Annotated in this window: 10 protein-coding genes; 6 read left to right on the top strand and 4 right to left on the bottom strand. The window is 62.9% G+C overall.

Going from position 1 to position 12,363, the window contains the following annotated elements:
• Nucleotides 1-3 precede the first annotated feature (3 nt).
• The 4 genes from A3722_RS00050 to A3722_RS00035 all read left to right on the top strand — a co-directional run bounded on the left by A3722_RS00050 (nt 4) and on the right by A3722_RS00035 (nt 4,588).
• Entirely contained in the window at nt 4-2,988 is a 2,985-nt protein-coding gene (locus A3722_RS00050; RefSeq protein WP_067626682.1) for a helicase-related protein, read from the top strand.
• The gene (locus tag A3722_RS00045; protein WP_067626684.1) at nt 2,989-3,372 is read left to right on the top strand and encodes an RNA-binding S4 domain-containing protein; all 384 of its coding nucleotides are present in this window, start codon (nt 2,989-2,991) and stop codon (nt 3,370-3,372) included.
• A gap of 52 nt (nt 3,373-3,424) precedes the next feature.
• Complete coding sequence (gene fdxA, locus A3722_RS00040; protein ID WP_067262482.1) at nt 3,425-3,760, top strand: ferredoxin FdxA; 336 nt, start codon at nt 3,425-3,427, stop codon at nt 3,758-3,760.
• Nucleotides 3,761-4,075: 315 nt separating this feature from the next.
• Nucleotides 4,076-4,588 carry a CarD family transcriptional regulator gene (locus A3722_RS00035; protein ID WP_007120274.1) on the top strand — a complete coding sequence of 171 codons (513 nt, stop codon included), beginning with the start codon at nt 4,076-4,078 and terminating at the stop codon, nt 4,586-4,588.
• A 53-nt stretch (nt 4,589-4,641) separates the two neighbouring features.
• Here the strand turns inward: A3722_RS00035 and cobS are convergent, their stop codons facing one another.
• Nucleotides 4,642-5,448, bottom strand: a complete 807-nt coding sequence (cobS, locus tag A3722_RS00030; protein ID WP_067915834.1) for an adenosylcobinamide-GDP ribazoletransferase — start codon at nt 5,446-5,448, stop codon at nt 4,642-4,644.
• 79 nt (nt 5,449-5,527) lie between these two features.
• Here cobS and cobT point away from each other — a divergent pair, with 79 nt between their 5' ends.
• Nucleotides 5,528-6,541, top strand: coding sequence for a nicotinate-nucleotide--dimethylbenzimidazole phosphoribosyltransferase (gene cobT / locus A3722_RS00025; RefSeq protein ID WP_067626138.1), 1,014 nt, complete (start codon nt 5,528-5,530; stop codon nt 6,539-6,541).
• Between the two features lie 44 nt (nt 6,542-6,585).
• Here the strand turns inward: cobT and A3722_RS00020 are convergent, their stop codons facing one another.
• Nucleotides 6,586-8,499 (bottom strand): monovalent cation:proton antiporter-2 (CPA2) family protein, encoded by a 1,914-nt coding sequence (locus A3722_RS00020; RefSeq protein WP_067626136.1) that lies wholly within the window; start codon nt 8,497-8,499, stop codon nt 6,586-6,588.
• A gap of 18 nt (nt 8,500-8,517) precedes the next feature.
• The gene (locus tag A3722_RS00015; RefSeq protein WP_067626139.1) at nt 8,518-8,973 is read right to left on the bottom strand and encodes an Lrp/AsnC family transcriptional regulator; all 456 of its coding nucleotides are present in this window, start codon (nt 8,971-8,973) and stop codon (nt 8,518-8,520) included.
• Nucleotides 8,974-9,111: 138 nt separating this feature from the next.
• On the opposite strand from A3722_RS00015, the gene hppD reads away from it, so the two are divergent.
• Nucleotides 9,112-10,206, top strand: a complete 1,095-nt coding sequence (hppD, locus tag A3722_RS00010; protein WP_067626134.1) for a 4-hydroxyphenylpyruvate dioxygenase — start codon at nt 9,112-9,114, stop codon at nt 10,204-10,206.
• A gap of 78 nt (nt 10,207-10,284) precedes the next feature.
• Here the strand turns inward: hppD and A3722_RS24215 are convergent.
• Nucleotides 10,285-12,363 (bottom strand): hypothetical protein (locus A3722_RS24215; RefSeq protein ID WP_067915832.1); only part of this gene is annotated, 2,079 nt, incomplete at its 5' end.

Raw genomic sequence — 12,363 nt, 5'->3', positions numbered from 1 at the left:
CAGGTGGCAGGCAACAAGCGCGTCGTGGCCGTTCTCGGCCCGACAAATACCGGCAAGACGACCTATGCAATTGAGCGGATGCTGGCGCACCGGACCGGGGTGATCGGCCTGCCGCTGCGGCTACTGGCGCGTGAGGTTTATGACCGGATCGTCAAGGCGCGCGGGCCCTCGGTCGTGGCCTTGGTCACCGGCGAAGAGCGGATCGTGCCGCCGCGCACGCAATACTGGGTCTGCACCGTTGAGGCGATGCCGCAAGAGATGGGCGCGGATTTCGTGGCCATTGACGAGATCCAGCTCTGCGCCGACCCCGAACGCGGCCATGTGTTCACCGACCGCTTGCTGCGGGCGCGTGGCCTGCATGAGACGCTGTTCATGGGGTCAGACACCATGCGCGGCACTATTGCCGCGCTGGTTCCGGGCGTTGATTTCATGCGCCGTGACCGGATGAGCGAATTGATCTATTCTGGTCAGAAAAAGATAAGCCGAATGAAGCCTCGCAGCGCGATCGTGGGGTTTTCGGTTGAGAATGTATATGCCATCGCCGAGCTGATCCGCCGCCGAAAGGGCGGTGCAGCCGTGGTGATGGGCGCACTTTCCCCGCGCACGCGCAATGCGCAGGTAGAGATGTACCAGAACGGAGAAGTCGACTATCTGGTCGCCACCGATGCCATCGGCATGGGGCTTAACCTAGACGTTGATCATGTCGCCTTTTCGGCGCTTTCCAAATTCGACGGGCGTCGCATGCGGCCGCTGGCCCCGAATGAGTTGGCGCAGATCGCGGGCCGGGCAGGGCGTGGATTCAAGTCGGGCACATTCGGCACCACCGGCGATGCGCCTGCGCTTGATGACGGGATGGCGCGGGCAATCATGGACCATAATTTTACGCCTCAGAGCAAGGTGAACTGGCGCAATCACGCGCTTCAATTTGGCAGTATCGACCGACTGATCCAAACCTTGGAGATGCCGCCCGAGGATGAGCGGCTGGTCCGGGCCCGCGAGTCCGACGATCTGAAGGCGCTCAAAGCGCTTGCGCAGGTCGATGAAGTTTTCGCCCGCGCCACGGATGGCGCTTCGGTGCGCTTGCTCTGGGATGTCTGCCGTATTCCCGATTTCCGCGGCATCAGTCACGCGGAACATGCGGGGCTTTTGGAGACCATTTTCAACGACCTGCACCAGCGCGGATATATCCCCGACGATTGGCTCGCACGACAAATCAAGAGAATTGATCGAACCGATGGCGACATTGATGCGTTGTCCAAACGACTCGCGTTTATTCGCACATGGACCTACGTTGCGCAGCGCAAGGGCTGGACAAAGGACGAAAGCCATTGGCGCGACACGACGCGTGTCGTAGAAGACCGCTTATCGGATGCTCTGCACGAGCGTTTGACTCAAAGATTTGTAGATCGGCGCACATCCGTATTGCTGCGCCGGCTTGGACAGAAGGAAGCCATGGTGGCCGATGTAAACGAGACCGGTGAAGTCACCGTTGAAGGTGAATTTGTAGGCAAGCTGGACGGGTTCCGCTTTCGGGTGGACAAGGGCGCGGGCGCGGCCGAGGACAAGACGGTGAAAACCGCCGCATTGCAGGCCTTGGCTCCGCAGTTCCATCTGCGTGCCGACCGGTTCTACAACGCACCCGATACCGAGATTGATTTCACCGAACAGGGCGGCCTGATGTGGGGCAGCGCTGCGGTTGGTAAACTGACCGCTGGCAGCGACGCGCTGAAGCCGCAGGTCGAGGTTTTCGTCGACGATATCGCCGGTCCCGAAGTGGCGGAGAAGGTGAAGCGCCGTTTGCAGCACTTCATCGACCGCAAGGTTGCCGCCTTGTTCGAGCCGCTGCTGGGGCTGAGCAAGGATGAGACGCTGACCGGCTTGGCCCGTGGCTTTGCATTCCAACTGGTTGAGAATTTCGGCATTCTGCCGCGCGCCCAAGTGGCCGAGGATGTGAAAGCGCTGGATCAAGACGCTCGCGGCGCATTGCGCAAGCACGGCATCCGCTTTGGCCAATTCACCATCTTTATGCCGCTGATGCTCAAGCCTGCGCCGACACGTCTGCGCTTGGTGCTATGGTCGCTCAGCAAGGGTCTGAACGAGTTCCCGGAATCGCCCCCTCCCGGTCTGGTGACCATTCCGGTCGAAACCGGCGCGCCCGAAGGGGCCGACACCATGTCGGGCTATCGCAATGCAGGCAAACGCGCGATCCGCATCGACATGCTTGAGCGTTTGGCCGACATGCTGCGCGCCGAGGATTCCCGTGGTGGGTTTGAAGCCAAACCCGACATGCTGTCGATCACCGGCATGACCCTTGAGCAATTCGCCGACCTGATGGAGGGCTTGGGGTACAAGGCGGAAAAAGACGAGCGGACCAAGGTGAAACCCGTTGATGTCGTGATGCCGAAAGATGGCAGCCATGATGCAATGGACCCCTCTGCCGATACCAACGTGCCCGAAAAGCTCGACAGCGACCTGCCCGGCGATGACGCGGCAGACAAGCCGATCATGGATGTCGCCGCCGAGGAGCCCGCAGGCGGTATCATCGAAACCCCATCGGATGAGACCAACCCCGACGACCGCCCGGCGGACGTGGCCCAGATGCCCGACGATGGCATTGCGCCCATGGCCGATGTGGCGGCGGAAGACCCCGAGGTCGATGCCAACATCCCCGAAGTCCCTGCCGAAGAAATCCCGCAGGGCACCGCACCCGACGCCGATGTCGCCGGGCCGGAGTTGGAAACTTATTATATCTTCACTTGGGCGCGCAGCCCGCGCGGCAATGCCGGTGGCAACCGCCGCGGGGGGGACCGTCCTCAGGGGCAGGGCAAGCCGCGCGGCAAGCCCGCCAAAGGCAAGGGGCGCAAGCCCGGTGGTGACAAGGGCGGCAAATCGCAAAACTTCTCTGCGCGTCCGCCGCGCAAGGAAAAGCAGATTGACCCGGATAACCCCTTCGCCGCAGCACTTATGGGGCTGAAGGACGACAAGTAAGTGGAGTCGGGCGCGAAACTGCGGCTGGACAAATGGCTGTGGCACGCCCGCTTTTTCAAGACTCGCTCGCTCGCTGCCGCTCAGGTAGCGGGCGGCGCGGTTCGGATCAACGGCACGCCCACCCAGAAACGCGCCAGCAACGTCGGCCCCGGTGATGTGCTGACCTTCAGCCAGGGTGATCACGTTCGTGTCATCCGGATCGAGGCAATAGGCCAGCGGCGGGGTCCGGCCCCTGAGGCGCAGACGCTCTATACTGATCTGTCCCCACCGCAGCCAAAACCAAAGGACAGACAGCCTGAAAATCCCGGTTTTGAGGGAAAGGGCCGCCCGACCAAGCGTGACCGCAGGCAGCTTTATCTTTCTAAGGCACGCCACCTTGAATGATCCCGCGCCCCGGTTTAGCTAGTCCCTCACATACCCAGCCAGAGTTTCCCGCATGACCTATATCGTGAATGACGCCTGCATCGCCTGCAAATACACCGACTGCGTCGAAGTATGTCCGGTGGATTGCTTCTATGAAGGCGAGAACATGCTGGTGATCCACCCCGATGAATGCATCGACTGCGGCGTCTGCGAGCCTGAGTGCCCCGCCGATGCGATCCGCCCAGACACCGAGCCGGATATGGAGAAATGGGTGGAGTTCAACCGCAAGTATTCCGAGCTTTGGCCCGTCATCATCACCAAGAAAGACCCGCTGCCCGAGGCAGAGGAGATGGACGGCAAAGAGGGCAAGATGGAGCTCTTCTCGGAAAAGCCGGGCGAGGGCGGCTGAGGCCCAACCGATTCGCGCTTTGTTGCCGCTTTGTGACCTCAAGATTTCGGGTTAAACCGCTGGAATGACCGGGAAACCGCCAAGTAGGACTTGGTGTAGCTTTCGGACGGCGTGATTCTGTGCTATGATGTCTTCAAGCTGTAACACACGAGCCTGATAATGTTTCGACCCTGCTGCCAAGGTTGACCTCACATTTCTAGATCAGACGCACCCGAACGCAAGCCGCTCTGGCGGTGCTTCGTATGCGTTTTGACGTGTTGTTCAGGTATATGAAGTAATGGCGGGGCTTCCCCCGCGCGCCAAGGAGCGACCTATATGACTAAATCGAAAAAGCTTGATTTCCGCCCCAATGAATTCGTCGTCTACCCTGCGCATGGCGTGGGGCAGATCGTCTCGATCGAGGAGCAGGAAGTTGCCGGCATTGCGCTGGAGCTGTTCGTGATTTCCTTTGAAAAAGACAAGATGACCCTGCGGGTGCCCACCCATAAGGCGACCGAGATTGGAATGCGTGCGCTGTCCACGCCTGACGTGATCAACCACGCGATGAAGACCCTCAAGGGCAAGGCCAAGGTCAAGCGCGCGATGTGGTCGCGCCGCGCGCAGGAGTATGAGCAAAAGATCAACTCCGGCGATCTGATCGCCATTGCCGAGGTTGTGCGCGACCTGCACCGCACCGACGACCAGCGCGAGCAGAGCTATTCCGAGCGTCAGCTTTACGAAGCCGCCCTTGAGCGTCTGACCCGCGAAGTGGCCGCCGTTTCGGGGGGCGACGAACTCGCCGCCGCGAAACAGGTGGGCGATGTGCTGGAAAGCCGCGTCGCCGCTTAAGAGCGCCGCAGGTTGAGATTATGCCGCGTCCCCTAGGGGGCGCGGTTTTTTCGTTAGGGGATGGCCTGCCAGCCGTAGGCCATCATCTGACAGCCTGTTAGCAGGGCAATCTCTGTCACCTGTTGAGTCGCGCCCAGCACATCGCCGGTCTGCCCGCCGATCTTGCGTTTGGCGATCTGCCGCACCACCAGCGCCCCGAGCAGCCCCAAAAGCGCCAAGCGCCATGCTGAATAGTCCGGCGCAACCACGATCACCACCACCCCGATCAGCACCGCCACCGCCGTCGCCAATTCGCCGGGGCGGCCGGTGCGGTTTGACAGCCCGTCGCGGCGCACCGTCGGCAGGCTGTCCATCACCCAGACCATCGCGGCGCGTGACCCGCAAGAGGCGATGACCAGCGCCCAGGTCAGCGCCTCATCCGTGATCAGTTCGCTGATCAGATACCACCGGAGCAAAAGCGACAGCACCAGCGCCACCACGCCGTAGGTGCCGATCACGCTGTCTTTCATGATGCGCAGCCGTTTCTCTGCCGTCCAAGCGCCCCAGAACCCATCGGCGCAATCGGCGAGGCCGTCTTCATGCATCGCCCCGCTCAGCATCACCAACGCCAACAGCACGAAAGCCGCTGTCAGCGGCGGGGTTGCCCCCATCCGTGTTAACGCCAGCCCCACGGCCCCCGCGATCAGCGCCAGCACAATGCCTACCAGCGGATAGGCCCAGGCGCTGCGGGCCGGGGGGCGCTGCGGCTCGGTCGGGAAGTGGAAATGCGGCAGGGGCAGGCGGGTCAGCAGGGCAAAGGCCACCGCGATGTCGCGGGCGCGAAAGGCGTGCCTAAGGGTGGTGATGTCGGGAATGGCCATTATTTCGCCCCTTCGGCACTTTCAGCGCCGACAGGCTAAGGCTAGAAACGGTTGAATATCAATCCGCAAAGGGCCGCATATGAACACGTCTTTCGCCAGTCTTTCCGAATTTCGCAGCCTTCTGCGCGCCATGTCCGCCTGCGACAGCGCCGCGATGGAAGAGGCGCGCGCCCATGATAGCATCCTCACGAAACCTCCCGGTGCGCTAGGCCGGTTAGAGGAACTGGCGATCTGGTACCGAGGCTGGCGCAGCGGTGCCCGGGCCGAGATTGCAGCGCCTCAGATCATCGTTTTTGCGGGCAACCACGGGGTTGCCGCGCGGGGTGTCTCGGCCTTTCCGGCAGAGGTGACCGCGCAGATGGTGGCGAACTTTCAGCACGGCGGGGCGGCGATAAACCAAATCGCGCGGGTGAATGGGGCGAGCCTTGATGTGGTCCCGCTGTCATTGGACAGGCCGACCAAGGATTTCACTGTTGAGCCCGCGATGGACGAGGATGAATTCCTCGAAGCGCTGCGCGCCGGTTGGGAGGCGGTGAACTCCGAGGCCGATCTTTTGGTCGTGGGCGAAATGGGCATCGCCAACACCACCTCTGCCGCTGCCCTTGCCAGCGCGATCTTGGGCGGCGGGGCCGAATTCTGGACCGGGCGGGGCACTGGGGTGGATGATGCGGGCCTGTCGCTGAAAACCGACGTCGTGGCCGAGGGCGTTGCCCTGCACGCGGACAAGGGTGACGGGTTGGAGAGCCTGCGCCGCCTAGGTGGCCGCGAACTGGCCGCGATGGCCGGGGCCATGGCGCGGGCGCGGCAGCTGCGCATCCCTGTGATCCTAGATGGTTTCATCTGCTGCGCCGCCGCGCTTGGCCTTGCGCGCACCACACCGGGCGCGCTGGATCACTGCGTTGCGGGCCACCTCAGCGCCGAAAGCGGCCACCGGCGTCTGCTGGGCGCGATGGACAAGGAGCCGCTGCTGGAGTTGAACCTGCGGCTCGGCGAAGGCTCTGGCGCGGGCTTGGCGATCGGCATTCTTAAGACCGCCCTTGCCTGTCATGCGGGCATGGCCACCTTTGCCGAAGCGGGCGTGAGCGACGCATAGCGCGGTGCCGGGCAGCCCCGCGGGAAGGGGGCTCGCTGCCCGGTTCAGGCGCTTTCCCTGCCTTTGTTCTCGCCTAGATTGAGAAAGGCTGTTTCCAAGTCTTTCTGCAATTCTTTCGCCCGGGCGACATAGGCAGCGTTCTGCGAAGGGGGCACATCTGGGCGCCATAGGGCTGCCAATTCGCGAACCGAGTCCCGGTCATGGGCGTAGAATAGCTTTTGCGCTTCATTGGCTTCGAAATCCGAAAGCCCCATGTTTTCCAACACATAGCGCCCGGCTCTGAGGGAGCTGTCGAACATCTCCCGCACGATGTCATTCGACCCGGCCTGATAGTGGCGATAGACCTCTTCGCGGTCGCGCGCACGGCTGACGATATGCAGATTCGGGTTCTCCTTGCGCGCGTAGGAGATCAGAGAGACCGCCGATTTCGGGTCATCAAGCGCCACCACCAGCACGCTGGCCTCTTGCAAACCCGCCTTTCGCAGGATGTCTGGCCGCGTCGGATCACCCAAAAACCCTTTGAAGCCAAAGCGCCGCATGACGGCGATGGTCTCTGGGTTGTGGTCCAACACGACGGTTTGAAAGCCGCTGGCCTGCACCATCCGGTTCACCATCTGCCCAAAACGCCCCACGCCCGCGATGATCACCGGACCGCTGCTGTCGATCTCATCGGCGATGACGGGGGCGCTGTCGTCAAGGCGCCTGCTGATCAGGTCGTGCAGGATAAACAGCAGCGGCGTGATCAGCATGGTCAGCGCCACCACCAGCAAGAGCGTCTCGCCAATCGGGTCGGGCATGACACCGGTGGCGAGGGAGAAGCTGACCAGCACAAAGCCAAACTCCCCGGCCTGCGCGAGTGCCAGCGTAAACAGCCAGCCATCGCGTCCTTTCAGACGGAACAGGCGGCCCAGCACCATGAGGATCAGCGCTTTGACGATGATGACCAAAAGCGCCATGGAGATCAGGATTAGCGGTTTTTCGAACAGCAGGACAAAGTTGATGCCCGCGCCGACGGTGATGAAAAACAGCCCCAAGAGCAGCCCTTTGAAGGGCTCAAGGTCGGTTTCTAGCTCGTGGCGGAATTCGCTGCTGGCCAAGACCACACCGGCGAGGAAGGCACCAAGCGCGGGTGAGAGCCCGACCACCGTCATCAGCGAGGAAATCCCCACCACGATCAGCAGCGCCAGCGCCGTGTACATCTCGCGCAGTTTGGCAAGGTGGATATAGCGGAACACGGGCCGGGTCAGGTAGATGCCGACGAGGATGATCGCCGCTACGGCCCCAATGGTTACCAGCGTCACGCCCCAGCCGGGCAGGCTTTGAACAAAGGTCTGGGCGGCATGGGCGGCGTCATTGCCGTGGCTGGCCTCCGCGCTCAGATGCGCGTTCTCGACCTCTTGGGGATCAAGTGAAATCGCCCCGTTGGGCATGATCCCCCCGGCCAGCCCCGTGGCCAGCAGCGGCAGGAAGGCGAGGATGGGGATCACCGCGATATCTTGGGTCAACAGCACCGAGAAGACGGATCTGCCCCCCTGTGTTCGCATCAATCCCTTTTCCGAAAGGGTCTGCAACACGATCGCCGTGGAAGAGAGCGCGAGCGTCAGACCAATCGCCAGCGCCACACGCCACGGCTGGTCATAGGCCATGGCGATGGCCATCAGCGCCGCCGTCGACAGCAGCACCTGCAACCCGCCCAAGCCCAAAAGCCGATGCCGCATGTCCCAGAGCGCCCGGGGCTCCAGTTCCAACCCGATGAGGAACAGCATCATCACCACGCCAAATTCCGCGAAATGCTGCACGTCCTTCGTCTCGGACCCGACGAGGCCCAGCACCGGGCCGATCAGAATGCCCGCCGCGAGGTAGCCCAGCACCGACCCAAGCCCCAATCGCGCGGCAATCGGCACGGCGATCACGGCGGCGGCCAGATAGACGGAGGCTTGGAACAGGAAACCTTCCATTGCGGTCCTCTCTCAGGGTCAGGTGGGCAGCGGCCCGTCTTGTTTCAGTTGGTCCATGACGATCTGGCTATGCACCCGGCTAACGGCCTGATGGGGCAGAAGAACATCGTGAATGAGCCTGTTAAGGCTTGGCAGATCGTCACAATAGACCCTCAAGAGATAGTCCGCATCCCCCGTCATCGTCCAAACGCTCACAATCTCAGGACGGGTGGCCATAAGCCGCGCAAAGCTGGCCGAATGCTCTGGCCCGTGGGTGCCCAGATGCACCTGCACGAAGCCCTGCACATTAAGCCCCATCCGCACCGGATCGAGCCGCGCATGATAGCCGCGAATATAGCCCTCCGCCTCCAACCGCTGCCGCCTGCGCCCGGCTTGGCTGGAGGATAGGTTGAGTTCTTGGCCCAGTTCCTGCGCCGTGAGGTGGGCGTTCTTTTGCAGTGCTGTCAGCAGCCGCCGATCTGTTTCATCCAACATGATGCGTATTTCCCGCATGGTTTATGGGTAATATGCTCTTCTTGCGCGAAAATTACCAGAACCATGCCGCGAAACGCGCAAACAGCGCGGAACGTGCATCGTATCATGGGCCAAATCCCAAAAGCAGAGGAGACTGACATGGGCCCTTTCCCGCATGACGCCCCGAAATCGCAGATCACGGCAGAGAACCCCGCCGGCACCGATGGTTTCGAGTTTGTCGAATTTGCCAGCCCCGACCCGCAGGCGCTGCGCGATGTCTTTACCAAGATGGGCTATGCCCATGTTGCCAACCACAAGACCAAGAAGATCGAGCTTTGGCAGCAGGGTGACATCACCTATGTGCTGAACCACGACCCCGAAAGCTTTGCCGCGCGCTTTGTTGAAGAGCACGGCCCCTGCGCCCCCTCGATGGGTTGGCGTGTGGTTGATGCGCAAAAGGCGCTGGAACATGCGGTGGCCAAGGGGGCCGAGGAATACAAAGGCGATGGCAAGGTGCTGGACGTGCCTGCAATCATGGGGATCGGCGGCTCGCTTATCTATTTCGTTGATCAGTATTACGACACCTCGCCCTACAATTGGGAATACGACTGGATCGCGACCTCCAAGCCCGAGGGCGTTGGGTTCTACTACCTCGATCACCTCACGCATAATGTCCACAAGGGCAATATGGATGTCTGGTTCAAGTTCTACGGCGACCTGTTCAACTTCCGCGAAATTCGCTTCTTTGACATCGAAGGTAAGTTCACCGGCCTTACCAGCCGCGCACTGACCTCGCCCTGTGGCCGCATTCGCATCCCGATCAACGAAGACCGCGGCGAGACCGGACAGATCGTGGCCTATCTGAAGAAGTACAACGGCGAAGGCATCCAGCATATCGCAGTGGGCGCGCGCGATATTTATGACGCCACGGACGCGATTGCCGACAACGGGCTTAAATTCATGCCCGGGCCGCCCGAGACTTATTACAAGATGAGCAAGGACCGCGTGACCGGCCACGAAGAGCCGCTGGACCGGATGCAGAAACACGGCATCCTGATCGACGGCGAAGGTGTCGTCGACGGGGGCGAGACGCGCATCCTGTTGCAGATTTTCTCGAAAACGGTCATCGGCCCGATCTTTTTTGAGTTTATTGAGCGCAAGGGCGATGACGGGTTCGGCGAAGGCAACTTCAAAGCGCTGTTTGAATCGATCGAGCAAGAGCAGATCGACAACGGCGAGCTTGAGACCTCGTAAACAAAGCACATCCGGGGAGGGGTGAAGGGGCGCTTCGGCGCCCCGTTTTGCGCGCGGTTGCGGGCAGTCGAACCGGCGTTAGTTCGGCATCTTCAGCACGACATTGCGGCCCCGGCGGACATAGCGCAACTCGCTGTCGCCAATCGCTGAGACGCGGCCCCCATCGATACGGTCACCCACCTCAACCTTTTGATAGCGTCCATTGCTGAGCCGAACCAAGGCGCGGCGGTTCGATGGTTTGCCGTAGACCCCGATCAGATTGACGTCCCGCAGGTTGATCGCATTCTTCACCGTGGCCTGTTTCGCGACCGAGGTTTTGGACGGAAAGCGCGGCTGCACCGCTTTGGGGGCGACGCTGGCGACCTGTGCGGGGGCCACATCGCGGGCGGCGCGTTTCACGATCCGGTCAAAATTGCGGGGCCGCGTATCGGGGCGGCGTGATTGGGTGGTGGCCTGTTTCGTGGCGTTCTGGATCGCCGGAGGCGTGGCAAGTGCGGCGGCAACGGCGCCGCTGGTGTCAATCGGATCAACGGTCACTTCGGGCGGGGCGGCAGCGACTAGCGCTTCTTCTGCCTCTTCCTGCACCGATTTTGGCCGCAACTGCGGGCGCAGGCCCGCCAGTTCGGAGCGCGTCAGCCCATCAAGCTGGGCGCGTTCGGTGGTTTCTTCCAGATCATCGGGCCGGTCGCGGGGCCGGGCCTCTGCCAAGGCGTTATCGACCTCCGGGGCCTCCGGCTCAGCCTCGGGCCGGGTCAGTGTGGCGGGCGGCTCGGCAGAGGGGCGGCCAAGGTAGACCAGATGCCCATCGGGGCTGAGCGCCCCTTGGGCTGAGGGTTTGACCAGACCGCGGGCGTCCAGTGCAAATTGCGTGCCTGCCGCTACGGGTGAGCTGACCGCGCCGGGGGCCGTATCGGTGCCAAAGGCATCGATCGAGGGTAGGGCCACGGCATCTGTCGTGCTGCTGATCGGGTCGATGCTGGTGAGATAAAGGTCGTCGATATCAATAGCCGCCGCCGGTGCCGGGGGCGCGTCCGGCGCGCGGGCCCAGATGCCGGTGGTGGCATATTTGGCGTCAATCTCGGCCTCGGTCATCTCGGTCAGGGGGCGCGGTTCGGGATCGCGCAGGGCGTCGAGCACGGCACCGTCTTCATCGGTCAGACCGGCGTCCAAAGCGGCGGTCTCAATCGCGTCCGGCTCACCCGGTTCTGGGGGCAGCACGGCGATTTCTTCGTCGATGCTGGGCGTTTCCGCAGGTGCCAAGGCTTCGGCGGTGCTGCGCGGGCTGCGATCGCCAAAAAGCCGCGAAAGGGCGCTGCCCTCGTCAAGGAAGATCGAGGCCCAAGCGGCGACACCTGCAAGGAAAACCAAGAGCGCCGCCGTCAGGATCAGGCCAAGGAAACGCGGCTTGCCGCCGACTTCGTTGCGGCGGCGGGCGCCGAAAACGGTCATTCGATCGGCTTCTGAGGCGGGGGTGACGGTGGCCGCGGCAGCCGGAGCTGACCGGCGGTCTTTCGATGCCTTCGGCTTGCGACGGCTGAGGAAAGCCCCACCGGAGGAGGGCGCTTCGGGCGTCAGGGAACTGCTGTCGGGCTGGGGGGCTGCGGCCACTGCCGCGGCGGCGGTGGCTGCCGGTTCGACGGGCATCTGCGGCGCCAGCGGGGCCGCGGCGGGCGAAGGCGCGCCGACGGGCAGCGACGGTGTGCTGGGCACGGGTGCTGGCGATGGTTCCGGTTTCGCGGCGGGCGGAGGCGGCGGTGTCGCGCGGCTCGCACCACCAAGGCTGGGAGCGCTCTCAGTCCCGCCACGGCGGCTTGCGAAACCGGCAGCAGGGGCGCTGCGCGACGGCGGGGCAGAGAAATCGACCTTGCGCAAAGGCTCAGACCGCGGGGCGGCGGGCGGCTCGGCCTGTGCTGCGGCCGCTGCGGCCAGTGGCGCGGCGGAGGCCGCAACGCTGCCGCTGGCGGGGGGCGTCGATAGCGGCGCAGCCTCAGCCGGTTCTGTGGCGGGCGCAGGGGTATCCAGCGCGGGCAGGTCCTCTTTCAGGGGCGGTGGCGTTTCTTTTGGCGTGGGGGCCAGTTCTGCTTCCGCCGCGGGGGCTGACGCTTCTGTTTCCTTTGCCGCAGGGACCATTGCCGCGTCCAGCGCGGCCAGGTTTTC

The organism is Sulfitobacter sp. HI0027 (assembly GCF_001634775.1).
Classification (GTDB): Bacteria; Pseudomonadota; Alphaproteobacteria; order Rhodobacterales; family Rhodobacteraceae; genus Sulfitobacter.
The sequence above is the reverse complement of the archived record's forward strand: the minus strand, read 5'-3'. Positions and strand labels throughout refer to the sequence as shown.

Bases quoted from the DNA above. Each gene is read 5' to 3' on its own strand.
- fdxA (WP_067262482.1), top strand. From the start codon at position 3,425: ATGACCTATATCGTGAATGACGCCTGCATCGCCTGCAAATACACCGAC.
- A3722_RS00035 (WP_007120274.1), top strand. From the start codon at position 4,076: ATGACTAAATCGAAAAAGCTTGATTTCCGCCCCAATGAATTCGTCGTC.
- cobS (WP_067915834.1), bottom strand. From the start codon at position 5,448: ATGGCCATTCCCGACATCACCACCCTTAGGCACGCCTTTCGCGCCCGC.
- cobT (WP_067626138.1), top strand. From the start codon at position 5,528: ATGAACACGTCTTTCGCCAGTCTTTCCGAATTTCGCAGCCTTCTGCGC.
- A3722_RS00020 (WP_067626136.1), bottom strand. From the start codon at position 8,499: ATGGAAGGTTTCCTGTTCCAAGCCTCCGTCTATCTGGCCGCCGCCGTG.
- A3722_RS00015 (WP_067626139.1), bottom strand. From the start codon at position 8,973: ATGTTGGATGAAACAGATCGGCGGCTGCTGACAGCACTGCAAAAGAAC.
- hppD (WP_067626134.1), top strand. From the start codon at position 9,112: ATGGGCCCTTTCCCGCATGACGCCCCGAAATCGCAGATCACGGCAGAG.